The 24,487-nt window shown below is 65.4% G+C and carries 22 protein-coding genes; 9 read left to right on the forward strand and 13 right to left on the reverse strand.

The features are described 5' to 3' along the window. Nucleotides 1-2: 2 nt before the first annotated feature. From AC0L3E_RS02370 to AC0L3E_RS02380, 3 genes are read right to left on the reverse strand one after another with little or no spacing between them, the layout of a single operon-like run. Nucleotides 3-1,028, reverse strand: coding sequence for an NAD-dependent epimerase/dehydratase family protein (locus AC0L3E_RS02370; RefSeq protein WP_128306919.1), 1,026 nt, complete (start codon nucleotides 1,026-1,028; stop codon nucleotides 3-5). A 30-nt stretch (nucleotides 1,029-1,058) separates the two neighbouring features. Next, nucleotides 1,059-1,808: an SDR family NAD(P)-dependent oxidoreductase gene (locus AC0L3E_RS02375; protein ID WP_127326349.1), complete on the reverse strand. Its 750-nt coding sequence runs from the start codon at nucleotides 1,806-1,808 to the stop codon at nucleotides 1,059-1,061. Between the two features lie 10 nt (nucleotides 1,809-1,818). Continuing rightward, nucleotides 1,819-3,072 carry an MFS transporter gene (locus tag AC0L3E_RS02380; RefSeq protein WP_473604159.1) on the reverse strand — a complete coding sequence of 418 codons (1,254 nt, stop codon included), beginning with the start codon at nucleotides 3,070-3,072 and terminating at the stop codon, nucleotides 1,819-1,821. Between the two features lie 304 nt (nucleotides 3,073-3,376). On the opposite strand from AC0L3E_RS02380, the gene AC0L3E_RS02385 reads away from it, so the two are divergent. Genes AC0L3E_RS02385 through AC0L3E_RS02415 form a run of 7 tightly spaced genes read left to right on the forward strand, consistent with a single transcriptional unit; the run spans nucleotide 3,377 to nucleotide 10,521 of the window. Next, nucleotides 3,377-3,727, forward strand: a complete 351-nt coding sequence (locus AC0L3E_RS02385; protein WP_127326351.1) for a RidA family protein — start codon at nucleotides 3,377-3,379, stop codon at nucleotides 3,725-3,727. Nucleotides 3,728-3,751: 24 nt separating this feature from the next. Next, nucleotides 3,752-5,182, forward strand: coding sequence for a dihydropyrimidinase (gene hydA / locus AC0L3E_RS02390; RefSeq protein ID WP_127326352.1), 1,431 nt, complete (start codon nucleotides 3,752-3,754; stop codon nucleotides 5,180-5,182). After that, the gene (locus tag AC0L3E_RS02395; RefSeq protein WP_127326353.1) at nucleotides 5,167-6,081 is read left to right on the forward strand and encodes a nitrilase-related carbon-nitrogen hydrolase; all 915 of its coding nucleotides are present in this window, start codon (nucleotides 5,167-5,169) and stop codon (nucleotides 6,079-6,081) included. Before hydA ends, AC0L3E_RS02395 begins: the two co-directional genes overlap by 16 nt. Before the next feature lie 12 nt (nucleotides 6,082-6,093). Continuing rightward, the gene (locus AC0L3E_RS02400) at nucleotides 6,094-7,416 is read left to right on the forward strand and encodes a Coenzyme F420 hydrogenase/dehydrogenase, beta subunit C-terminal domain (protein ID WP_128306920.1); all 1,323 of its coding nucleotides are present in this window, start codon (nucleotides 6,094-6,096) and stop codon (nucleotides 7,414-7,416) included. Next, on the forward strand, nucleotides 7,413-8,579 hold the full coding sequence (locus AC0L3E_RS02405; RefSeq protein WP_127326355.1) for an NAD(P)/FAD-dependent oxidoreductase: 1,167 nt from the start codon (nucleotides 7,413-7,415) through the stop codon (nucleotides 8,577-8,579). The genes AC0L3E_RS02400 and AC0L3E_RS02405 overlap by 4 nt, the downstream gene beginning before the upstream one ends. Next, entirely contained in the window at nucleotides 8,576-9,859 is a 1,284-nt protein-coding gene (locus AC0L3E_RS02410; protein ID WP_127326356.1) for a Zn-dependent hydrolase, read from the forward strand. The genes AC0L3E_RS02405 and AC0L3E_RS02410 overlap by 4 nt, the downstream gene beginning before the upstream one ends. Beyond that, entirely contained in the window at nucleotides 9,856-10,521 is a 666-nt protein-coding gene (locus AC0L3E_RS02415) for a cysteine hydrolase family protein (RefSeq protein WP_473604161.1), read from the forward strand. The genes AC0L3E_RS02410 and AC0L3E_RS02415 overlap by 4 nt, the downstream gene beginning before the upstream one ends. Here the strand turns inward: AC0L3E_RS02415 and AC0L3E_RS02420 are convergent. Genes AC0L3E_RS02420 through AC0L3E_RS02465 form a run of 10 tightly spaced genes read right to left on the reverse strand, consistent with a single transcriptional unit; the run spans nucleotide 10,506 to nucleotide 21,477 of the window. Next, entirely contained in the window at nucleotides 10,506-11,996 is a 1,491-nt protein-coding gene (locus AC0L3E_RS02420; RefSeq protein WP_473604162.1) for an N-acyl-D-amino-acid deacylase family protein, read from the reverse strand. The genes AC0L3E_RS02415 and AC0L3E_RS02420 overlap by 16 nt on opposite strands. Nucleotides 11,997-12,003: 7 nt before the next feature. After that, on the reverse strand, nucleotides 12,004-13,545 hold the full coding sequence (locus AC0L3E_RS02425) for a trimethylamine methyltransferase family protein (protein ID WP_473604163.1): 1,542 nt from the start codon (nucleotides 13,543-13,545) through the stop codon (nucleotides 12,004-12,006). Between the two features lie 19 nt (nucleotides 13,546-13,564). Further along, on the reverse strand, nucleotides 13,565-14,533 hold the full coding sequence (locus tag AC0L3E_RS02430; RefSeq protein WP_473604164.1) for a D-2-hydroxyacid dehydrogenase: 969 nt from the start codon (nucleotides 14,531-14,533) through the stop codon (nucleotides 13,565-13,567). A 9-nt stretch (nucleotides 14,534-14,542) separates the two neighbouring features. Further along, nucleotides 14,543-15,451, reverse strand: coding sequence for a dihydrodipicolinate synthase family protein (locus tag AC0L3E_RS02435; protein ID WP_127326361.1), 909 nt, complete (start codon nucleotides 15,449-15,451; stop codon nucleotides 14,543-14,545). Continuing rightward, nucleotides 15,448-16,038, reverse strand: coding sequence for an aminomethyltransferase family protein (locus AC0L3E_RS02440; RefSeq protein WP_128306923.1), 591 nt, complete (start codon nucleotides 16,036-16,038; stop codon nucleotides 15,448-15,450). Before AC0L3E_RS02440 ends, AC0L3E_RS02435 begins: the two co-directional genes overlap by 4 nt. Further along, nucleotides 16,039-18,897 carry a 2Fe-2S iron-sulfur cluster-binding protein gene (locus tag AC0L3E_RS02445; RefSeq protein WP_128306924.1) on the reverse strand — a complete coding sequence of 953 codons (2,859 nt, stop codon included), beginning with the start codon at nucleotides 18,895-18,897 and terminating at the stop codon, nucleotides 16,039-16,041. Then, nucleotides 18,894-19,160: a sarcosine oxidase subunit delta gene (locus AC0L3E_RS02450; RefSeq protein WP_128306925.1), complete on the reverse strand. Its 267-nt coding sequence runs from the start codon at nucleotides 19,158-19,160 to the stop codon at nucleotides 18,894-18,896. Before AC0L3E_RS02450 ends, AC0L3E_RS02445 begins: the two co-directional genes overlap by 4 nt. 2 nt (nucleotides 19,161-19,162) lie before the next feature. Further along, nucleotides 19,163-19,930 (reverse strand): FAD-dependent oxidoreductase, encoded by a 768-nt coding sequence (locus AC0L3E_RS02455; RefSeq protein WP_473604365.1) that lies wholly within the window; start codon nucleotides 19,928-19,930, stop codon nucleotides 19,163-19,165. A gap of 2 nt (nucleotides 19,931-19,932) precedes the next feature. Beyond that, nucleotides 19,933-20,100, reverse strand: coding sequence for a hypothetical protein (locus tag AC0L3E_RS02460; protein ID WP_473604165.1), 168 nt, complete (start codon nucleotides 20,098-20,100; stop codon nucleotides 19,933-19,935). A gap of 6 nt (nucleotides 20,101-20,106) precedes the next feature. After that, nucleotides 20,107-21,477, reverse strand: coding sequence for an MmgE/PrpD family protein (locus AC0L3E_RS02465; protein ID WP_473604166.1), 1,371 nt, complete (start codon nucleotides 21,475-21,477; stop codon nucleotides 20,107-20,109). A gap of 216 nt (nucleotides 21,478-21,693) precedes the next feature. On the opposite strand from AC0L3E_RS02465, the gene AC0L3E_RS02470 reads away from it, so the two are divergent. Then, nucleotides 21,694-22,581 carry a LysR substrate-binding domain-containing protein gene (locus AC0L3E_RS02470; protein WP_128306927.1) on the forward strand — a complete coding sequence of 296 codons (888 nt, stop codon included), beginning with the start codon at nucleotides 21,694-21,696 and terminating at the stop codon, nucleotides 22,579-22,581. A gap of 194 nt (nucleotides 22,582-22,775) precedes the next feature. Continuing rightward, nucleotides 22,776-24,431, forward strand: coding sequence for an ABC transporter substrate-binding protein (locus AC0L3E_RS02475; protein WP_128306928.1), 1,656 nt, complete (start codon nucleotides 22,776-22,778; stop codon nucleotides 24,429-24,431). The last annotated feature ends 56 nt before the right edge of the window (nucleotides 24,432-24,487 follow it).

The following is a 24,487-nucleotide window of genomic DNA, read 5'->3' on the forward strand; positions in this document are numbered from 1 at the left end:
TCTCAGCTCGTTTCGTTGGCGGCGATCCAGTCCATGTAGGCATGGAACGCTTCCTTGCCGGGACGCGGCCGCCATGCGGTGTCGCGCAGGATGCGGGCGATGTCATAGGCGCCCCACATGCCGCCTTTCAGTCTCACGTCCTGGACGATGTTGGCGTCATCTCCCGATGTCACCTCGACTTTCAGTCCGGGCACGCGTTCCCTTGCCCAGCCGATGATCTCGCCGATGGTCTGGCTGGAGCCGGAGCCGATGTTGTAGTGGCGGTAATTGAGGCGCGGTGCATCGATCAGCGCGAGGATCGCGGCGGCAACGTCGGACGAGGCGGTGTAGTCGCCGACCGGCTCAAGACTGTTCGGCCTGATCGTCTCGCCAGCCAGGGCCATATGCGCGACGCGGTTGGGAACATGACGAAAGTTGCGGCTCTCGGTGGCGCGGTCCATCGGGCCGTAGACCGAAGCAAGCCGCACCGAGACCGCCGACAGGCCGAACAGGTCGGCATAGCGGTTGGTGACCATCTCGGAGGCGAATTTCGAGATGCCGTAGAGCGTCAGCGGCGCGACATAGCCGTCTTCAGGCAACGGCTCGCTGCTCCAGTCGGGGCCATTGTGGCGGTAGACGGATCCGGAGCTGACATAGACGAAGCGCTTGAGACCCGGTCGCGCGCGCGCCCAGTCAAGCATCCGTACGGTGCCCATGAGATTGACGTCGACGATGCGGGCCGGGTCTTCAGCCTCCGGCTGGCGTTTTGCCTCCGAAACGCTGCCGCGCGAAATCGGCGTGATCGTCGCGCCATGCACGATTGCCGTGATGCCTTGCCTGTCGAGAGTAACCGACCAAGCCTTCGGGTCGAGGACATCGGCGGCGATCACCGTGAGCCGGTCGCGCACCGGGGCAAAATGCTTTTCGGCCGCCGCGTCGAGGCCGGACCGGTCGAGGATCACGGCACGGGCTTGCGGATCACGATCCAGCCATGCGCGTGCGACCACGCTCATGACAAAGCCGGTGCCTCCGGTGACGAGCAGTGTCATGCGAACTCCTTTGAAGTTGAGCGAACAGGGTCAGCGCGTTGCATAGCCGCCGTCCACGAGCATGTCGGATCCGGTGACGAAGGATGCGTCCGATGACAAAAGGAAAGCGGCCGCCGCGGCGATCTCATCCGGCTCTGCGATGCGGCCGAGCAGATGGGCGGGGCCAAGGCCCGCATTGGCGGCCTCGAAGTCCGGAAATCTGCGCAGCAGGCGCGCTGTCGCCACCGCGCCCGGCGACAGGCTGTTGACGCGCACCTTGTCCGGCGCGTGGTCGACCGCCATCGCCTTGGCGAGATGGATCAGCCCCGCCTTGGCGGCGCAATAGGCGACGGCATTGGCGGTGGCGACGCGTCCAAACTGCGAGCCGATGAACACCACCGAGCCGCCGCCACCCGCCGCGATCAACGGCACCGCGAACTTGCTCATCAGGAACGCACCGGTCAGGCTGACGTCGAGTTCGCGGCGCCAGGACCGTTCGTCGAGCTCGACGACGGTGGCATTGGTCGATGGCGCGGCGGCGTTGTGCACCAGTCCGTCCAGCCGGCCGAAGCGCTGCCTTGCGATGTCGACGGCGCTGCGTGCCTGCTCCGCATCGGTCACATCGCAGCCGCAGGCGGAAGCGGCGGCGCCGAGCTCATCGGCAAGGGCTTGCGCCGCCTCCAGCTCATAATCGGCGCAGATCACGCCGGCGCCTTCCGCGACGCAGCGCCGGGCAATGGCCGCGCCAATGCCGCTTGCGGCGCCTGCTATGAGGACAGCGCTGCCTTCGAGACGGTTCATCGCGGCCTCCTCAAACCCGTTCCTCGATACGTTGCATGACCGGCGCCGTGACCGGCCGGCGCAGAAGATTGTAGCAGGCGGCCAACGTGACCAGGGCAGCGCCGCCGCCGAGCAGCAGGAACATGGCGGGAGGTCCAAGATGCGCCATCAACCCTGCGGCGACGCCCGGCGTTGCCACATTGCCGATCGAGTAGAGCAGGAGCAGCGTGCCGGAGGCGGCGACCATGTGCCGGCTATGAAGCTGCGATGCGCCGAAGGCCATCGCCACCGGATAGATCGTCAGCGCCGTGGCGCCATAGATGAAGAACAGCACGAAGAGCAGAGGCACCGACAAAGTGCCGCCCCAGGCGATCAAGGCGCAGGCCGTCACCGACACCAGCCCTTGCACCAGCAGTATCAGGCGGCGGTCGAAACGGTCAGAAAGCCAGCCGACCGGGGCCTGCGCCACCATTCCGGCAATGCTTATCGTGGTCACCAGCCAGACCGTGGCCGCCGCCGACAGGCCGATCTGCGTTCCGTAAAGAGGCGTCAGCACGAAGACGTTCATGTTGGTAATGCCGCCCTGGAAAATCGCCACGACCGTCACCGGCGCCAGCCTGAAGAGCGCCAGCGGCCCCAGCCGCCTGTCTGCCTTGCCTCCGGGCGCGCGCGCCGGATCGCTTGGCACCGAAGGCAGCGCCGGCCAGCGCAGCCCGGCGAAGTTGGGCGCAAAGGCCACAAGCACCGTCGCCATCGCGACCAGAAACAGATGCGGAGATTGCGGACCGACCATCGCCACCAGGACCTGGCCAAGCAGCACGGCAATCGCCGTCGTCAGCATGTAGAGCGCGAACAGCGAGCCGCGATTGTGCTGTTCGGCATAGAGATTGATCCAGCTCTCGCAGACGACGAACATCGAGGCCATCGACATGCCGCCGAGCAGCCGCAAGCAGAACCATGCCGGCATGAAGTCGGTCACGACGAAGCCCAGGGCCGACAGCAGCGCGGTTGCCAGGACGAGCAGGAATGTCCGCTCATGGCCGTAGTGGGTGACCAATGGACGCGTCATCAGGCATCCGATCAGGAAACCGGCCGGATAGGCGGTCAGCACGATCTGCACGGTTCCGGGATCGACGCCGGCTTTGCCGAGGTGGAACGACACCGCTGTCGTCAGCATGGCGCTGCCGATGCAGGCGAGACAGACGCTCGCCATCATCGGCAACGTGGCGCGGGAGCGCTCGGCGTTCCGCCACAAGCGCATCGCGGATTGAGCGATCGACCCCATGAATGCCGCCGTCGGCCGGCTAGGACGGGCGCCGGAGATCGCAAGCAGGATCAATGACCGACGCCGGATTCATATGCATTGCGACGGCTCCCCTTTGCAGTCCCGCTGGCCGGCGTCTGCTCTCCCAGACAGAAGCTACACCCAGTCATGCCTGCTGCAAGCGAAGATTGACACGGCTATGGCGTCATTTTTTTTGGCCATCCCGGCGGCGGAAAACGGCGTTGCGCCCTGCGAAAGGCTTTACAGTCCTTTTGTGCGCTCCCTACGATAGGTCGCCTGCCAAAGATCGAGAGGGGACCCGCAGATGACGATCGAACGTCTTGAGAACGGACAACGCTTTTGCCGGGTGCTGCGCCATAACGGCACCGTTTATGTCTCCGGCCTGACGGCGGACGACCTTTCAAGCGACACCGCCGCGCAGACCAAGCAGATATTCGCCAAGATCGATGCGCTTCTGGCCAAGGCCGGCAGCGACAAGTCGAAACTCCTGAGCGCCCAGATCTGGCTGCGCGACATCGCCGACTTCGACATGATGAATACGGCTTGGGATGCCTGGATCGACCGCAGCGCCATGCCGGTGCGCGCGACGGTGGAGGCGCGGCTTGCCGGCGACCAGTATCGCGTCGAGATCATGGTGACGGCGGCGGTCGGCTGACGCCGATTGGGGTGGGCAAACCGAATGCATGAGCTGGTGATCAAAGGCGGACGCGTGGCCCTCGACGACGGTTGGGCCGAATGCGATATCGCCATCGACGACGGCCGCATCGCCGCCATCGGGACGGGCCTGGCCGGCAAATCCTTGATCGGCGCCGGCGGTCGTTGGGTCATGCCGGGCGGCATCGATGCCCATTGCCATCTCGACCAGCCGGTCTGGGGCGGGGCCGGCAATGCGGATGATTTCGAATCCGGCACCATCTCGGCTGCCTTCGGTGGCACGACATGCATCGTCCCGTTCGGCATGCCGGGTCCAGAGATGAGCACCGTCGCCGCCATCGATCGAGCGCTCGACCGTGCCACAGGGCGCGCGGTGATCGATTACGGGCTGCACGCGGTGGTGACCATGGGCACCGGCCCGGATGTCGAGCAACAGCTCTCGCTGCTCGCCGGCCGCGGTATCGCGTCGGTCAAGCTGTTCATGACCTATCAGGGCTTTGCCGTCGACGACGATCTGTTCTTCAGGGTGCTCGATGCTGCCCATAGGCTTGGCTGGATCGTCATGGTCCATGCCGAGAACGACGCCGCCATAAGGCGCACGCGGCAGCGCCTGATCGATCTCGGCCGCACCGATATCCGCTACCATGTCGTTGCCCATAGCGAGACGATGGAGCGGGAGGCAACGCATCGTGCGTTGGCCTTCGCCGAAATGACCGGCGCGCGCATGACCATCGTCCACGTCTCCTCCTGGCAGTCGGCCGAGGAGGTGGCGCGGGCGCGAGCTCGTGGTGTGGATGCGATCGCCGAGACCTGCCCGCAATATCTGTTCATCGGCGCCGCCGACCTCGACCGGCCGGCCCTTGATGCGGCGCGCTTCGTCTTTTCGCCGCCGCCGCGTTCGCCGCGCAGCCATCGGCATCTGTGGCAGGCGCTGATCGATGGCGGCATCGACCTGTGGTCGTCGGACCATTCGCCCTATTTCTTCGCCGACAAGATCGCTCGGTCGCAGACACCCGACTTCACCACCACGCTGAGCGGCATTCCCGGCATCGAGACTCGTCTGCCGCTGCTCTTCTCGGAGGGACTGCTGAGCGGCCGCCTGACGCTCGAGCGCTATCTCGATCTCACCTCGCGCAACGCGGCCGCGATCTATGGCCTGGCCCATGCCAAGGGGCGCATAGCGGTCGGCCTCGATGCCGATCTGGCGCTGTGGGATCCGACAGTGACCTGGACGCTCGGGCACCGGGCGCTGCATTCGCGTGTCGACTTCACGCCCTATGAGGGCAGGAGCGTGACGGGCAAGCCGACCACTGTGCTGGTGCGCGGCGTGCCGGTTGTCGCCGACGGCGAACTCCAGGTGCAGCCGGGGTTCGGACAGTTCGTGGAGCGCAGCGCCGCCGATCCGGCCCGCTCGGGAAAACCAGTCGAGGAGACGATGCCGTGGCTCGATGCCTGACTATCGCGGTCGCCCAGACCGGGCCAATCCAGCGCAGTGCGACGCGGAGCGAGACGGTCGATCGCCTCATCCACTTGCTGGAACAGTCCGCTGCCGCCGGGGCGGAGATTGCCGTGTTCCCCGAGATGGCGCTGACCACTTTCTTCCCGCGCTGGCGCATCGACGATCAGGCGGAGATCGACGCCTTTTTCGAAAGCGCAATGCCGGGGCCCGAAACGCGACGCCTCTATGATGCCGCCGCCCGCCTCAAGATCGGCTTCGCGGTCGGCTATTGCGAGATCGCAAGGGAAGACGGCCGCACGCGCCATTTCAACACCATGGACCTTGTCGGCCCGGACGGGCGGTTCATCGGCCGCTACCGCAAGATGCATGTGCCGGGGTCGAGCGAGCCGGAGGAAGGCATCACCACGCATCTCGAACGTCGCTATTTCGAACCGGGCAATCTCGGCTTTCCGGTCTTCGACTATCGCGGCGTGCGTGTCGGCATGGCGATCTGCAACGATCGCCGCTGGCCGGAAACCTACCGCATGCTTTGCCTCAATGGCGCCGAGGTGGCCCTGCTCGGCTACAACACGCCGCTGCTGCTCGACGAGGCGCCGGCGCTGGCGCATCTCAGAATGTTCCACAACCATCTGCCGATGCAGGCCGGTGCCTACCAGAACACGCTGTGGGTGGCGGCGGCCGCCAAGGCGGGGCTCGAAGACGGCCAGGCACTGATCGGCGGGTCCTGCATCATCGCGCCGACCGGCGAGATCGCCGCGCAGGCGATGTCGCTCGACGACGAGGCCATCGTCCACCGCGCCGATCTCGACCTGATCGAGACCTGCCGGAAGGTGAATTTCAACTTCGCGCTCTATCGCCGCCCCGACCAGTACCGGCGCATTTCGGAACCGGCCTGAGATCGAAACGTGATGGCCCCCAGCGAAACCAGCCAGGACACGGCGCCGCCCGCGACCGAGCCGCTGTCGCTCGGCGAGATCGTCGAAAACGGTCTCTGCATCGGTTGCGGGCTCTGCCGTTCGATCGCCGGTCCCGGCAAGGTCGAGATGGTGATGACGCCGGAAGGGCGCGAGCGGCCGGTGGCGATGCAGGCGCTGGACAGACCGACGCTGCAGCGGATCAACGCCGTCTGCCCGGGAACGCGCATCGCCGGTCCGCCGCTGGCGCATATGAGGGAAGCCACTTTGACGGATACCGTTTGGGGGCCTGCCGAACAGCTCGTGCTTGGCCGCGCGAAAAACCCGACCGTGCGGTTTATCGGTTCCGGCGGCGGGGTGCTGACGGCGCTCGGCCAGTTCCTGCTGAGCTCCGGGCGCGTCAAATTCGTGCTGCATGTCGCGGCATCGCAGTCCCAGCCGATGCGCAGCGAAAGGCGACTGAGCTTCGATGCCGCTTCGATGCTTGAGGGCGCCGGCTCTCGCTATGGGCCGGCTGCGACCTTGGTGGATTTCGGCGAAATCCTCGATCGCGGCGAACCCTTCGCGCTGATCGCCAAGCCTTGCGACATCAGCGCCGTGCGCAATTTGGCGCGGATCGATCCCCGCGTCGACCGGTACATGCGCTATGCTTTGGCCTTCGTCTGCGGCGGCGCATCGGACCTGACGAAGTCCGAACAGGTGCTGCAGCGTTTTGGCCTCAGCGAGGACGAGCTCGCGCTGTTTCGCTATCGCGGCCATGGCAATCCCGGCCTCAACCGGATCGAAACCAGGGACGGCCGCACCTTCGAACTCACCTATCGGCAGCTGTGGGAGGACGAGGACAAATGGATGATCCAGCCGCGCTGCAAGATCTGTCCGGACGCGATCGGCCAGGTGGCGGACATTGCCGTGTCTGATGCCTGGCTGAATGGCGGACCGGCCGTCGAGGACGAACCACTCAACGGGGTCGTCGTGCGCACCAGGCGCGGCCTCGAGCTGTTCGACGCGGCGGTCGAAGCCGGTGCGCTGGAGATCAAGCGCGAGACCGGCTTTGCCGAGATCAGTGAGTTGCAGTCGCATCAGGTGCGCAAGCGGCGCGCCGTCTGGGCGCGGCTGAAAGGCATGGCGATCGCCGGCAGGCCGGTGCCCTTTGTCACCGATCTCGCGCTTGCAGATTGCGCCGCGCAAAATTCGCTGGCGGAGAATCTGGCCGAGGGGCGCGGCGCTCGCGACCGCGCGCGGCGCGGACGCCTGGGTGAGCCGCCTGCCGTGCCGCGCGAAGGCCGGGCAATCATGTTGATGGATGGGTCGAGATGAATGCCGCCGAGGAAACGGACGTCATCATTATCGGCGGCGGCATGGCCGGTGCCGGTGCGGCCTTCGAGATATCCCGCTCCGCAAAGGTGGTGCTGCTCGAGCGGGAAAGCCATTGCGGCTACCACACGACCGGGCGCTCGGCCGCGAGCTTTACCGAAAACTACGGCAACGGCATCATCCGCCGGATCGTGCTTGCCAGCCGGTCTTTCCTGACCGAGCCGCCGGCTGGCTTCACCGATTACCCGCTGCTTGGCAAGCGCGGCATGATCACCGTGGCCCGCGCCGATCAGATCGATCTCCTGCGGGAGGATCTGGCGGTCGCGCAGGCGCTTGTGCCCTCCATCGTCGCCATGACGTCGGCCGAAGCGATCGCCCGCGTACCGGTGCTGCGCGCGGACTATCTCGCCGGCGCCTATATCGAACCGCATTCGATGGACATCGACGTCAACGGCCTGCACCAAGGTTATCTGCGCGGCGCCCGCGCGCGCGGCGCGCGCATCGTCACCAATGCCGGCGTGACGGCGATCGACCGGCAGGGCGGCCAGTGGCGGGTCGAGACGCCGGCGGGGACCTTTCGCGCGCCAATGCTCGTCAATGCCGCCGGCGCCTGGGGCGACGAGGTCGCCATCATGGCAGGGGTGCGCCCGGTCGGCCTGCAGCCGAAGCGCCGCACCGCCTTCAACATTCCGGCGCCCGCCGGTATCGACATATCAGATTGGCCGCTGGTCAACGATGTCGGTGCCGAGTTCTACTTCAAACCCGATGCAGGGCAGCTGTTCGTCTCGCCGGCCGATGCGACGCCCTCAGCGCCGATGGACGCCTATGCCGAAGACATCGACGTCGCCATCGGCGCCGAGCGTCTCGAAAGGGCGACCACGATCGAGGTGCAGCGTGTATCGCGCTCATGGGCGGGCTTGCGGACCTTCGTCGCCGACGGATCGCCGGTGGTCGGGCCGGATGACGAGGTGCCGGGTTTCGTCTGGCTCGTCGGGCAGGGCGGTTACGGCATCAAGACCTCACCGGCGCTGTCGCGGGTCTGTGCCAGCCTGATCGCCGGCAAGGGTTTTCCGGACGATGTCGCTAGGCAGGGCGTTTCGATGGACGATCTCACGCCGCACCGGCTGCGCGGCGTCGAGTCCCAAGCCAGGCAGGTAGCTTCATGAGCAATGCCACACTCACGGCCGGCGGCAGCCTGGCCGGGCATCTGCTGGAGAGGCTTGCGCAAGCCACGGCCGACCCACCGGGCGTAACCCGCGCGGCTTATGGGCCCGGCGAGCGTTTTGCCCACGCCCTCATTCGCGACGAAGCCGAGCAGCTCGGCGCCACGACGCGCGTCGATGCCGCCGGCAATCTCTATTTGACGCTGAAAGGCCGCGACCCAGACCTGCCGGCGATCGTCATCGGCTCGCATCTCGACAGCGTGCCGCATGGCGGCAATTTCGACGGCGCTGCGGGTGTGGTGGCAGGGCTGGCCGTGATGGCCGAACTGGTCGGGCAAGGCATCCAAGTGCCGCGCGACCTGATCGTGCTGGCGACCCGCGCCGAGGAAGCGGTCTGGTTTCCGCTGTCCTACCCCGGCAGCCAGGCAGCACTTGGCCTGCTGGAACCAATAGCGCTGGAGGCGAAGCGGTCGGACAGTGGACGCACGCTTGCGGATCACATACGTGACGAAGGTTTCGACCCTGATGCCGTGCGGCGCGGCGTGCCGGGCATCGACGCCGGACGGATCGCGGCTTTCGTCGAAGTGCATATCGAGCAGGGACCACGCCTTGTGGCATCCGGCGCGCCGGTCGGTATCGTCACCGGGATCGCCGGCGGGTTTCGCTATGTCGACGCGACCTGCCTCGGCGCCTACGCGCATTCCGGCGCCGAGCCGCGCTTCGCCCGGCATGACAGCGTGCTCGGCTTTGCCGATCTGGTCGCCGGCGTTGAAGCGGAATGGGACGCGCTCGAGCGCGACGGCCATGAAGCCACCATCACCTTCGGCCGCGTGCAGTCGGATCCTGCGCAACACGGCGGCAGCCGCGTCCTGGGCGAGCTTCGCTTCACACTCGATGCGCGTAGCGCGGAGGCCGCCGTGCTGGACCGGATCGAGGCAAGGCTGCACGCGCTTTTCACAGAAGTAGGCAAGAAGCGCGGCGTCAGCTTCGAGGCCGGACCGCGCTTCACCTGGGAGCCGGCGACGATGTCGCCGGCGTTGATCGCGAGGCTGGACCGCGCCGCCGCCGAGCTGCAAATGCCGGCGCCGCATGTGCCGAGCGGAGCGGGGCATGACGCGGCCAGCTTTGCCGGCGCCGGTATTGCGACCGCCATGATCTTCGTGCGCAACGAGAACGGCAGCCACAACCCGCATGAAGCGATGGAAATCGCCGATCTCGATCAGGCGATCCGTCTGCTTTTGCATTTCGTCACCGACTTCGACAACCCCCCGGGACAGCCATGAACCTTGCCGCGACCGCCTTGCTCGTCATCGACCTGCAGAACGAATACCGCCCTGGTGCCGCCTGGCCGGTCATCGGCTATGACGCGGTGCTCGCCAATGCTGCCGCGCTGATCGAAGCCGCCCGCGCAGCCGGCGTGCCCGTCATCCATGCGCAAGCCTGGGTGAAGCCGGAGGAACGCGACGGCTATGCAAGGCAGGAAGAGATCCTGACCGAGGAATTCCGCTCCGCCGTGGCCGGCAGCGATGGCGCCGCGATCTGCGCCGAGGTGGCGGCGCTGCCCGGCGACATCGTCGTCCACAAGCACTGGCCGAGCGCCTTTCGCCGCACCGACCTTTCAAGACGGCTTGCCGAGCTCCAGGTCGAGAACCTGATCGTGACCGGCGTGCTGACCGACAGCTGCGTGACCGAGAGCGTGTTCGATGCGGTCTATCAGGGGTTCAGGGTCTGGCTGGTCAAGGAGGCCTGCGGTAGCATGAGCGACGCCATGCACCGCACCGGCATGCTCGACATGGCCAACCGGCTCTATGGCGGCGGCATCCTGCGCCTTCCCGAGGCGCTGAAGGCGCTCGCGGGCCAGCCCTTCGGCGGCTGGGGCTGCACACGGCCGGTGGAGTTCGTCTACACGCTTGAGACGGTCGACCGGATTTACGAGGCTCTGTGATCGGCGCCGCAGCCGCACGCGCCTCTGACAACCGTTTTCGAAGCCGAGGGTTTCAGAACCATGCCAGGCAGTGCTCCGGTCGCCCTGCCGCCGCGCCACACAGATACGCCATTGACCAAGACCTGCTCGATGCCGGCGGCTGGCCGGCGCGGCTGCTCGAAGGTGGCGGTGTCGATGATCGTCTCGGGATCGAAGATGACGAGGTCTGCGAAATTGCCTTCCGCCAGCAGGCCACGTTGCTGGATGCCGAATTCCCGCGCGGGCAGGCCGGTCATGCGGAACACAGCCTCCTCCAGACTGAAAAGGCCGACATCCCTGGCATAGTGCCCGAGCACACGCGGAAACGTCCCCCACAGCCGCGGATGCGGATGGATGTCGTGCGGCAGGCCATCCGAGCCGATCATGGTGCGCGGATGCGCGATGATGTTGCGGACGTCCGTTTCGTCGAGGTGGAAATAGACGGCACCTGCCGGCAGCAGGCGCTGGCCCGCCTCGCGTTCCGAACAATTCCATTCGCGCGCGATGTCGGCGATCTCACGCCGGGCCAACTCCGGATGCGGATCGGACCAGGTGACGAGGATCTTGAGGCCTGTATCGCACCGCTCCAGCCGCAGCACCGTGGAGCTCGCGGCATAGGGATAGACATCCATGCCGATGTCCATCGTTTCGCGCGCTTGGTCGATCCTTTCCAGGGACGGACGGCTCTTGCCGAAATTGGCGTGGCCCGTGCATTGGTGGTGTGAGATGAACAGCTTGCCGCCGGCATGGTCGGCGATGTCGATGGCTTCCTCGATCGCCTCTTCCATCGTCTCGAAATAGTTGCGCGTATGCGTGACATACGGGCCGCCGAGGCTTGCCGCCGTCGCGGCGAGCGCCTTGACCTCTTCGGTCGAGGAGTTGACCGCCGGTGGATAGTCGAGGCCGGTGCTGAGCCCGAAAGCACCCTCGGCCATCGCCCGCTCCACGGCTTCCTGCATCGCCGCCGTCTCCGCCTCGTTGGCCGGACGGTCGGTCACCGGCATGCAGCGTTGGCGCAAAGTGGTGTGGCCGACCAACAAGGCCGCGTTGGTCGCGATGCCGCGCTTTTTCAACTCAGCGACATAGTCGGCAAAACGAGCGAAACGGAAACTCTCCCGGCCGCCCACCAGCGTGAAGGGCGGTGGCGGTGTCCTGTCGAGAAGCAGGGGCGCCAGGCTGACGCCGCAATTGCCGGCGATCACCGTCGTCACGCCCTGGCTGATCTTCGGGTCCATGCCGCGTGGCGCCAAAAGCGCGCCGTCGTCATGGGTGTGGACGTCGATGAAGCCCGGCGCCACCACCTTGCCCCTGGCATCGATTTCCTCGCTGCCAGTCGCGTCGTCCAGCCGACCGATGGCGGTGATCCTGTCGCCGGTGACGGCGATGTCGGCCTCGAAGGGTTTCGCGCCGTCGCCGGCGATCAGCGTCGCGTGGCGGATGACGAGATCATAGGGCATCGGAGTCCTAACCTTCCGGGTTGGCGGCGATCTCCTCGCGGCGGCGCGCGACATAGGCGTCGAGCTCTTCGCGGATCGCGGGGTCCATCACCGGTTCTTCGTAGTCGTGCAGGGCCTGCTGCCAGAGTTCGGTGGCCCGTTCGAGGGCATCCTTGCCGCCGGCTTCCTCCCAGGCGCCGTGGTTTTGCCAGTTGGAGAGCATCGGCTGGTAGAAGGCGGTCGTGTAGCGCGACATGGTGTGCTCAGCGCCGAAGAAATGGCCGCCTGCCGGTACCGACTTGATGGCCTCGAAGCCCAGATCGTCCTCCTGGAACGGCAGCGGGCGCAGGAACTCCATCATGTTCTGCAGGATCTCGACGTCGAGGACGAGTTTTTCATAGGAAGCCGTCAGGCCGCCCTCCAGCCAGCCGGCCGCATGGTAGATCAAATTGGCGCCGCCGAGCACCGCGCCCCACGTCGCCATTTCCGTCTCGTAGGCGGCCTGCAGATCGACCACGTTGGAGGCATTCGCATTTGAGGTGCGGTAGGGGAGATTATAGCGCCGCGCCAATTGCCCGGCGATGATGTTGGCCTTGGCGTTCTCAGGTGTGCCGAAGGCCGGCGCGCCCGACTTCATGTCGACGTTCGAGGTGAAGGCGCCGTACATCACCGGCGTGCCGGGATTGACGAGTTGGGTCAGCACCACGCCGAACAGCGCCTCGGCATTCTGCTGGCAGAGCGCTGCGGCCAGCGTCACCGGCGTCATCGCGCCCATCAGCGTGAAAGGCGTGACGGTCACCGGCTGGCCATGTTCGGCCATCGCGATCAGGCCCTCGGCCATGGCGTCGTCGAACAGGCGTGGTGAGTTGATCGAGATGATCGTGGTCACGCCAGGCGAGGCGCGCATCGCCTCGACGCTGATGCCGCGTGCGATCGCCATCATGTTGATCCCGTCCATGGCCCGGACGCGGCCGATCGCCGTGCAGTGGAAGGAGAGATCGCTCAGCGTCAGGTTTGCGTAGTAGGTGTCGAGATGGCGGGAATTGGCCGGCAGCTCCATCGGCGCCACCACCTGGTTGCCGATGATGTGGATGGCATTGAAGTGGTGCGCCAGCCGGATGAAATTCTGGTAGTCGGGCAGGTTGCCCTGGCGGCGGCCGTTGATGCGGTCATGCACATTGGGCGGCCCGGCGACCAGTCCGAAGACCAGCGAATTGCCGCCCAGATGCACCTGTTTTTCCGGATTGCGGCTGGTCAGCGTGAAGGATGACGGGACCGCCCGCAGCGCCTCGCGCACCAGGCTTTCGTCGATGCGGATGATCTTCTCCTCGCGATCGACGATGGCACCGGCGGAAGCGAACAGGTCCATCACCCGCTCGCTCATGACGCGGATGCCGAGTTCCGACAGGATGCGCATCGACGTGTCATGCAGCCGCTCCATCCGCTCTTCGTCGAGCAGCTGCATCGGTGGGTAGGGGTTCTCCACATGTTGCCAGGGCAGTTGCGCGATACCGCCGCCGCCGCGTTCCAGCCTCAACCTGCGGCCACCGCCGCGCCTGTCCTGCGTCATCAAACTCTTCCCTCTCGGCTCAATAGCCGCGCTCTGGGTTCACAACGTTCTGCAGCGGCACGCCGCTGCGGTAGCGCTTCAGATTGTCGGCGAACATGCCCACCGACTTGACGTCCCAGCCTTCGTAGACCGCCGCGCAATGCGGCGTGATGGCGACATTGTCGTAGCCCCACAGCGGATGCTCCGCCGGCAGCGGCTCGGTCGCAAAGACATCCAGCGCGGCGCCCTTGATCGTCTTGCCGTGGAGAGCTTGGAGCAGCGCGGTCTCATCGACCACACCGCCGCGCGAAATGTCGATGAGGACGGCGGACGTCTTGATCGCTGCGAAGGCTGCCTCACCAAGCAGGCCGCGCGTGGTCGGCAGCAAAGGCACGCAGCAGACGATGAAATCGGCGCGGCCGATGAGTGGCAGAAGCGCGTCCGGACCATGCACCTCGTCAAGACGAGGCATCGGCTTGGGGCGTGCGCGGATACCCAGCGTGCGCATACCCACCGCCTGCGCCCTTTTGGCGACGGCCTCGCCGGTCTTGCCAAGGCCGATAATCAACACAGTCTTGCCTTCGATCGGCTCGACGCGGCCGCCGCCCCATTGCCGCACCTGCTGGCGGCGCGCAAAGCCGCGCAGGTCGAGCGAGAAGGACAGCATGGCGCCGAGTGCGTACTCAGCCAGCATGCCGGCAGCAACGCCTGCGGAATTGGTCACCGTGACGCGCGTCGGATCCCAACGTCCCAGATGATCCGTGCCGGAGCCGCCGATGGACACCCATTTCACGGTCGGGCTTTCGACGAGGGCCTGGCGTGGGTAGCGCGGCGTACCATCAAAGCGGATGGAATAGACCACTTCCGCCGCCACGCGCTCGATGAGCTCGGGAAGCGCAGCGTAGCTGTCGCAGGGGTGGACCGGGAGGTCCGGGTGCGTCTCCATCAGCACGGCCAACGCGCCGGCCGGCTTGTCGGTGTGCAGAATGACGGTTGGGCGTGCCGACATGGCGCGGCCTCAGCCGTGACCGATGTGATCGGCGGCACTGCCCAGCGCGGCAAGCAGCGCTTGTCCGCTTTCCAGCGCTGCATTCTCGTGTGGCGCGCGCAGGTTCAGCCAGCGCTGGTCGCCGGAGCGCACCGCCAGAACGGCCTTCATCGCCGGGATGAGGCCGGCATCCTGGATGATCTTGCGGAACGCCTTAATTGCGGCATCCGCTTCGGCAACGTCCTGTCCTGCGATCGTTGCGTCGTAAAGGGCCCGGATGGCGGCGGCGTTGAGGTTGACGGTCGCCGAGATGCAGCCTGCCGCTCCGCTGGCAAGGCCCTTGGTCAGTTGCGCTTCCGAACTCGGGAAGACCGCGACCTTCGGCGCCGCGGCAATCACCGCCGCCGTGTTGTTCCAGTCGCCGGCACTGTCCTTGTAGGCGACGACGGTTTCGGGAAACGCCTCGCTCAGCCGTGCGGTCAAAGCGGGGCTCACCGGAACACCGGAATTCTGCGGGATGTGGTAGAGGATCATCCGCATCGCAGGGTTTGCCACGCGCTCGATCAGTTCGCTGTAGTAGCGCGCCTGGCCGTTGTCGCCGACGGCGGTGTAGAAGAACGACGGCAACACCATCACGCCGGCACAGCCGAGCTCGACCGCATGCTTCGACAGTTCGACGGTTTCGGGCAGCGCGGTGACGCCGGTGCCGGGCATCAACCGGCTCGGCGAGATGCCGGCCTCGATCAGCCATTCCAACGCCTGCATGCGCTCGCGCAAGGACAGCGACAGCGCCTCGCCGGTGGTGCCGAACGGCGACAGGAAATGCGCGCCCTGGCCCAGCACCCATTTGGCATGCGATATCCAGAGATCGCGCGCGATGCGGCCGTCGTTTTCGAACGGCGTCAGGATCGGTGCGATGGTTCCTTGCGGGCGGGTCATGTGTGTCCTTCCGTATCGGTCAGAAAATCCGTGCAGTGTCTGGCCACCGCCGCTGCCGTCCTGGCGAAGTAGGCCGACGCGGTGACGTCGAACAGTACATCGAAACCTGATTGCGAGCGGAATGTGACGGCCTCGATGTGACCGACGCGTGTTTGCGCAATGTCGTCGACACCGAATATATCGGCTCTGAGATCAAGTGCGCACAGCCGGCACATCGCTTGCGGCGCATGCGGGCCAGAGAGGCGCAGCCATGCCCAGCCTTCCTCGCGCCATGACGAATAGCCTTTCGGCCCGACATCGTTCGCCCAAGCGGCTTTGAGTTCAGCAAGCGCCTCGCCGGCCCCTTCGGCAAGCAGCAGGATGTCCTCGTTGCCGAGACGCAAGATCCGCATGCCGCGATACGCGCCGATGCGATTGACTGCAGGCAAGGAGATGCCATGCGCCGTGAGCCAGGCGGCGCTGCCGCCACCCTTAAGGCCAAAACGCGGACTGGCCGTCAGGTTGCTCAGCCTCACCGCGCCGATGGGCAGCTTCGTGCCGTCCGCCGCACCGCCGGTCATGAAGGGAAACACCGCACTTGCCGCCATCTACATCTCCTGCCGTGCATTGGCGGGATCGAAGAAAGCGTGAGCAACCACCGGTCCGTCGACCAGATTGCCGTTCCGGCACTTCACCGTCACCAGGCTCCCTTCCGTGGAGTCGCCGATATGGACGTAGGCGAGCGCGATGGTGCAGCCGAGCGTCGGCGAGAAGCCGATCGAGGTGATCTGTCCGACAGGAGCATTGCCGCGCAGCACGAGGCAGCTTTCGCCGGGTAGATCGCACGCATCGGCCGGAAATCGCAGACCGACGAGCTTGCGCGACTGGCCAAGCCTTGCGCGCATCTCGATCGATCTTTTGCCGATGAAGAACGGCTTCTTCTTCGAGACCGCCCAGCCAAAGCCGAGCTCGTCCGGCGTCGTGATCGCATCGGTGTCCTGGCCGATCAGAATGTGCCCCTTCTCCAGGCGAAGGATGCGCGAGGCTTCGAGACCGTAAGGCTTCAAGCCGTACGATTTGCCGGCAGTCATCACCGCGTCCCAAAGGGCGGGTGCGAGGCTGGATGGACAATGCAGTTCGTAGCTCAGCTCGCCGGTGAAACCGATCCGCATGACGCGCACCGGCACGCCGGCGACGACGCCTTTGCGGCCGCTGAGATAGGGGAATGTCTCGCGCCCGAAATCGATGTCGCTGTCCAGCGCCTCAAGCACGGCCCTCGCTTTCGGCCCGGTGACATTGAGGCCGCAGAACGCGCCGGTGAGGTTGAGGACATCGACCCGCAAGCGCCATTGCGCGTTCCAGAACAGCATGTCGGCATAGACACGCGCCACCGCACCCGTGGTGGCGGTCACATAGAACCGGTCGTCCGCCATGCGGTAGGCGACACCGTCGTCGACCACCGAGCCCATCTCGTTGAGCATCAGGCAATAGCGCACACGCCCGACAGGCTGGTTGGCATGCGCCATTGTGTAGAGGCGGTCGAGGAACTCGCCGGCATCCGGCCCGCGCAGCTCCAGCTTGCCGAGCGTCGAGACGTCGAGCAGGCCGACCCCTTGCCGCACCGCCATGATCTCGTCGCGGATCATCTTTTCGGCCGCGCCGGCATCGCCATAGAAATACGGCCGCCACCAGGCGCCCACCGGCTTCATCACGGCGTTGAGCGCCAGGTGTCTGGCATGCAGTGCGGTGCGCCGCTCAAGCGGCTCGTGGTGGCCGGCAAGCACGCCAAGCGTCTCCGGTCCGACCGGCGGGCGGGCAGTGGTGATGCCGACTTCGGCGACCGCGCGGTTGGTTGCCTCGGCAACGATCCTGGCTGTTGCCAGCGCGGAATGGCGACCCTGGCTCGGACCCATGCCGACGGTGCTGAAGCGTTTGACCAGCTCGATCTCGCGATAACCCTCCTTGACCGCGTTTTGCAGATCCTTGACCTGCAGATCTTCGTCGAAATCGACGAAGTCGCGGCCCTTCGGATCGGCAACGATCGGCAGCACATGGTGCGGGCTGGTGGCCATCGGCCTGGTGAATATTTTGTCCTCTACGACAGCGTGGCCGAGCCCCAAAAGTGCGGCCACGGCCGCGCGACGGCCGCCGGCAATCGCGTCCTGCAGATCGCTGTCTCCAGCGACAGAGCCGGCAAGGTGGACCGGCGCTTTTGGCAGGCTGAGCGTCATCGATCCGCTGGCGGCGTCATAGCCGACCTTGGCTCCAGCCTGGCAAGGCAGCTGCCAGGCAGGCACCTTGCCTGCCGAGACAGCCAGCAGGTCGCACTCGATCCAGCGCCCGCCGACACGAACCCGCGCAAGGTGACGATTTCCCGCTGTTCCCTCGGCGGCTTCGATCGTCGCGGCCTTGCGGATGGCCACGCCCTTGCCGTGCAGCGCCGCTTCGAAGGGCCCTGTCTCGCCGCCGGATCTCGGATCGGCGACCAGCATGACCGAAACGCCAGCCTCGAGCAGATCGAGCGCGACGCAATAGCCCTCATCGCCGGTGGCCAGCACCACGGCCTTTTGTCCCGGGCGTACGCCGTAGTGGCGGATCAGGCGCTGAGCCGCGCCGCCAAGCATGATCCCCGGCAGGTCGTTGTTGCGGAAGATGGCAGGCTGTTCGATCGAGCCGGTGGCCAGGATTACGGCGCGGGCCCGGGTGCGATAGAGCCGGTCGCCCTGGATCAGCGGCAGCCAGTTGTCCTCGTACCATCCATTGCAGAGGGTCCCGGTCAGCAGGCGCAGATTGGGCAATGCCCGCAGCCTGGAGGACAGGTCGGCAAGCATGGCCGGATCCTGCCGGCCATAGGTCAGTGATCCGCCAATCTCCGGGTTCTCGTCGCAAAGCACGACATCCGAGCCTGCCTCGGCGGCAGCGATCGCGGCGTTTAGTCCTGCCGGACCGGCGCCGACGACGAGGATGTCGCAGTGCAGGTGCGTCTTGTCGAAATGCCGGTGCGGTGCCGTGGTGTCGACGACGCCCAGTCCGGCCTTGCGGCGGATCATCGGCTCCCAGAATTTCAGCCAGCTATCGCGGCGCGGCCCCATGAAGGTGCGGTAGTAGAAGCCGACCGGCAGAAATCGCCCCAGCCTGTCGATGATCGCGTCGCGGTCGCGTTCGAGCGTGCCGTTGACGTTCTGCGCGCTGACCCGCAGCCCTTCGCTGATCGGCCTGCGGTCGGCGGCGACGTTCGGCTCGAACGGCAATTGCACCAGCGTGTTGGCGTCGGCGCCGGTCATTGAGAGGATGCCGCGCGGCCGATGATATTTGAAGGAACGCGACAGCACCCATTGTCCGGAGGCTGCGAGCGCGCTGGCGATGCTGTCGCCGGCATAGGCCTCGAAGTCCTTGCCTTCGAAGCTGAAGCGTAGGGGACGGCTTCGATCGATTCGGCTTCCCCAGGGCGCGGGCAGCCGGTTCATGATTGGCCCCGGCGTTCGGACGGATCGAATGTCCGGATGACTTCATTGGTGACGAGATCGCGCTCGGCCAGGAAAAAGTAATTGCTCGGCACATGCCGCCACCACTCGACCACGATGCCCCTGCGGTTGTCGACGCGGAACAGATGCCGTGACCAGTCGGCATCAGCGGTCCGGTTCGCATCCGGCTCGGCGCGGACGGGGCCGAACGACTGGAACTCGTCTATGTTGCGCGGACCGTTCATCGGGCAAATCAGCAGTTTCATGGTCAGTGGCTCGCCGCCGTCGCGCCCATTTCGTTGAGCAGCTGGAAGGTTTCGAACCGCTCGAGCGCGAAGGGCTTGAGGATGTCGGGCACGCGTCCCCTCGCGATCGTCTCCGCCATGCGTTTGCCGGCGACGGGCGTCGCCTTGAACCCCCATGTCCCCCATCCGCAATCGAGCCACAGATTGGCGAGTGGGCTGGCACCCATGATCGGGCTGTAGTCCGGCGTCATGTCGGTGATCCCGGCCCATTGCCTGAGCAGCCGCACGCCTTGCAGGAATGGGAAGAGGTGCACGGCGCCCTCGGCGAGGTGTTCCTTCATGTCCAGCGTCGAGCGCGTCGAGTAGAGCTGGTAGGGGTCGGAGCCACCGCCGATGACGACCTCGCCGCGCGAGGACTGCACCAGGTAGGTGTGCAGAGACACCGAGGAGACCAGCGTGTGCAACCACGGCTTCAGCGGCTGCGTCACCATGGCCTGCAGCGGATAGCAGCGGATGGGAAGCTCGACGCCGGCCATCAGCGCCACATCGTAGTTCATCCCGCCGGTCGCGATCAGCACCTGACCGCAGACGATACGGCCCCTGTCCGTCCTGACGGCCTGGACCCGGTCGCCGACGACTTCGAAGCCCTCCACTTCGGTCCGCTGGTGGATCTCGACGCCGCGCCGCGACGCCTGCGCGGCATAGCCCCAGGCAACGGCATCATGCCGCGCGGTGCCGCCGTCGGCATGCCAGAGCCCGCCGAGGATTTCGAGCGAACCTCCATAGTCCATGTTCAAGCTTGGGACGAGTTCCTCGACCGCCTTCTGGTCGACAACTTCGGTGCGCGGCCGCCGCCGACAATGACGACATCATAGGATGGCTTGAGATCCGGCGTTGCGGGAATGTCGCCGCTGACCGGATAATCCCTGCTGAGACCGTATTTCAGAAGCCTGAACGGCATTCCAGGCTACCACGCTGGCCGTTGGAGGGTCATGCTGACGAGGGGCGGATCGTAGAGCAATACCGAAAGATCGGAGAAGCGGCTGTCCTGATCGGCAAGCGAAAGGACCGCGTCACGGATCGCGCTGGCGCGGCCCTGTCCGAGCACCGGCGTCGCGAATTCCATATACTTGGCCTCGATCTCAGCCGGTGTCAGCGGCGCCTCGGGTCCGCCGCGCGCATGGACGTCGCCGGAAGCAAGCACGCGCCCGTCCGTGGTTGTGATCGCCACGTCGGCCCAGCGCCCCGCGGGGAAGCGGGCGCTGTGGAGCTCCGATTCCCGGACCGTGATGCGGCTCAGCAGTTCGGCGATGGCGGCATCCTCAAGCCCGTTGCCGGAAATGTGCTCCAGACCGATGCGGCCACGCATGATGAAGGTCGCGACGGCGAAGCGCAGGCTGTATTGCGCCTTCGAGGTCGTGTCCGGCACGCCGTCGAACAGTGTCACGGCGTAGTGGAAGCTGTTGACCTCGACATGGCTGATCTCCGACGGGGTCAGGTTATGCGCCAGGACGAGGCCACGCGTTGCGTCGATGGCCGCATGCGCCCAGCGGCAGATCGGGTAGGGCTTCACATATTGATGCAGCACCTGCCAGAAGGCGCCGAGATCCTGCCAATGAGCGGCGATTTCGGGCGCCTCGACCGTGATCGCCGGCGCACCGGTGAAGCCGCGCTCGGCCAGCACGGCGGCGGACAGGCCGGTCAGCGCGCCGATACCCGAGCCGTCGTGCAGCATCGTCGGCGTAGCGATCTCGCGCATCATCTGGCTGCGCGGGCCATGATATTCGGCAATGCCTAGCGCCTCCCGGAATTGCTTGTCGCCGAGCCGCCGCAATCTTGCCGCGAGCGCGGCCACGCCCACGGCATTCCATGCGCCTGACGTGTGGTAGTCCGACACCGTCGCATGCAGCGCGATGCCGGCCCGGCCGGCGACTTCGTAGCCGACGACAAGCGATGCCAGCGCTTCCGGCCCGCTGAGGTCGGGGAGCGCCTCCGCCAGCGCTGCCAGCGCCGGAACGACGACGACGCCGATATGGCCCTTGGTCGGGCTGTAACCGTCATGGCCATCGAGATTGTCGATCTGCGTTGCGGCCGCATAAGCGGCGCCGGCGATGCTGGCGCGGCGGCCGTCGAAAAGCATGCGCGCCGAATGCAGAGGATCGGCGGAGCCGTAGAGAAGGGCGGCGGTGTCGCGGGCGATCCGGCCGGCTTCCATCGGGCCAGCCGCAATGGCTATTCCGAGCGTGTCGAGCAGGAGATACCGCGCCTGTTCCAGGACAGGGACAGGGAATACGGCCGCCGGCCGCCGCAACACGAAATCGGCCAGGCGAACCGCCACGCTGGTACTCGCGTCAGGCCCTTCAAGCCGGTGCGACGGCACAGCCACTGGCATCACTCCCCTCTGCGTCACGACATCATTAATTTGGGTCCATCGCGCTTTCACGCAATTAGTTCGGCGGCTTTGGCCAAAAATATCTATGTCTTGTCGCTTGCCTGAGATTGAACGCCGGCGCTTCCATGGTTTACCTCTCACTGCACGAAGCAGGAGCCGCAGATGAAGCCACCACCCCCGTTGAATTATATCAGATCATTCGAGAGTTCGGCCCGGCACCTCTCCTTCACCCTGGCCGCCAAGGAGCTCGGATACACGCAGGCAGCGGTCAGCACGCATGTCCGCGCGCTTGAACATTATATCGGCCGGCAATTGTTCATCCGCTATCCACGCAGTCTCAAGCTCACCGAAATGGGCGAGGCGTTCCTTCCTACCTTGCGTCAGGCGCTCGATCAGATCGACCAGGCGACTGAGGCGATCGTGACCTCGTCGCGCAATCGCACGGTCGTCGTCTCCTGCCCGATGAGCCTGGCGGAGAACTGGCTGGCGGGCTGCATGGCCGCCTTTCGCAAGAAACATCCCGAAATCGAGATCGTGCTGCATGGCACGATCTGGGAGGACCTCAGCGAGCAGATCGCCGACATCACCATTTCGACGCGGCGTTTCGACGACCGTCCGCCCGCGGGCATTCCATTGTGGAACGACGAGTTGGTTCTGCTGTGCGCGCCGACGCTGCTGGATGGCGAGGGCGCCCTGAAGCTGCCTCAGGATATACTCGGGGTCGATTGGATCTTCGTGCATGGCCGCCAGGAATATTGGCAGGTCGTCACGTCGGCACTGGGCGTCGACATGGACGATCACGACAAGGGCCTGACGACCAACGCTTCCAACATCGCGCTTGAGCTGGCCGCCATGGGGGCAGGGCTCGTCGCGACCCAGCGCTCGCTTGCCCACGCGTATCTGCGGCGGGGACTGCTTGTCGAACCGTTCCCGGTCCGGCCGGCCAGTCCGTGGAACTACTACCTCACCGAAAACCAGCTTTCGAAGGGGACCATCGCACGCACGGTGCGGGAATGGATTCTGCTGCGGGCACAGGAGGATGGCGCCTAGCGCTGTTCGTCCTACCCGATGGGAATTTTCCAACTCAAAAATTGACACGCCAATGGCCTCGTTTTTTTAGGTCTTATTGGCTGGTTTTCGGCCGTTTGCCCGGGCTCAAGCCCTTCCGGGATTTTTGCATCGCCTCTAACATCTTCCATGCAAGGGGAATGTAACGGGCGGAAAGCCCAAACCGGAGAATCACAATGACGATTTTCAAGAGCAACGGTGACCGCGTCCCGGCCGTCATCGAAAGCTACGCAGACGAAGTCAGGAAGGGCGGCATGGATCGCCGCGAGTTTCTTGCCATGGCGAGCGCGATGGGCGCTTCCACGGCGTTCGCCTATTCAATGATCGGCTCGTCGCCTGCGCAGGCCGCCGCACTGGAGCCGGGCAAGAAGGGCGGCATCCTGAAGATGCAGATGATCATCAAGGAAATGAAGGATCCGCGCTCCTGGGACTGGTCCGAGATCGCCAATGTCATGCGCCAGTGCAACGACTACATGATCCGCTACACCACCGACTTCACCTTCGAGGGCCACCTGGTCGAAAGCTGGGAGGTGAGCGACGACGCTGTCGAATATACGCTGCATCTGCGCAAGGGCGTGAAGTGGTCGAATGGCGACGACTTCAACGCCGACGACATCATCCACAATATCGAGCGCTGGTGCGACAAGGCGGCCGAAGGCAATTCGATGGCCGGGCGCATGAACTCCCTCATCGATCCCGCCACCAAGAAAGCGGCGGCCAGCGCCATCACCAAGGTCGACGACCACACTGTGAAGCTGAAATGCCAACAGTCCGACGTAACGATCATTCCGGGCTTTGCCGATTATCCGGCGATCATCGTTCATCGCGACTTCGAGAAGAACGGCGGCGACATGCTCAAGACGCCCGGCACAGGTCCCTATGAGCTGATCTCCTACAAGGTCGGCGAATCGGCCGCGGTGCGGCGGCGCAAGGACTTCACCTGGTTCGGCGGCGACCCCTATCTCGATGGCGTCGACTGGACCGACTACGGATCCGACGCCTCCAACCCCGCCATCGCCAGCGCCTTCGAGGCCGGTGAGATCGATTGCAACTACCAGACGGTCGGCGGCACGGTCGACCTCTATGACAGTATGGGGCTGGTCAAGGAGCCGGTCGTCACGGCCGGAACCATCGTGCTGCGCACCAATGTGACCAACAAGCCTTATGACGACAAGCGGGTGCGCAACGCCATCCAGCTCGCGGTCGACAATGAGACCGTGCTGAAGCTCGGCTATAGCGGCCTTGGACAGGTCGCCGAAAACCACCATGTCTGCCCGATCCATCCGGAATATTACGCTTTGCCGAAAGTCCCACGCGATCTCGCCAAGGCCAAGGCGCTGATGGCCGAGGCCGGCCAGACGGATCACGAGTTCGAGCTGATCTCCTACGATGCGGACTATGTGAAGGACCCCGCCGACGTCGTCGCCGCGCAGATGCGCGAGGCCGGCTTCAAGGTCAAGCGGACCATCATTCCGGGCTCGTCGTTCTGGAACGACTGGACGAAATATCCGTGGTCGACCACCGATTGGGGCATGCGGCCACTCGGTGTCCAGGTGCTGGCGATCGCCTATCGCAGCGGCGAGGCCTGGAACGAGTCGGGCTACGCCAACCCGGAATTCGACAAGAAGCTCAACGCGGCTCTGGCCATGCCGGATGTCGACAAGCGCAAGGAACTGATGAAGGACGTGGAATTCATCCTGCAGGACTCCGGCATCCTGGTCCAGGCGTTCTGGCGTTCGCTTTATCGGCACCATGCGACCTATGTGAAGAACCTCGGCATGCATCAGACATTCGAACTGCAGCTGGATAAGGTCTGGCTCGACAAGGCCTAGGCCGGGCCGGCCACAGCAAATATCTCAGGGGCGCATGTTGCGCCCCTGAACTCGCC

It is taken from the genome of Mesorhizobium sp. WSM4822 (assembly GCF_055811155.1).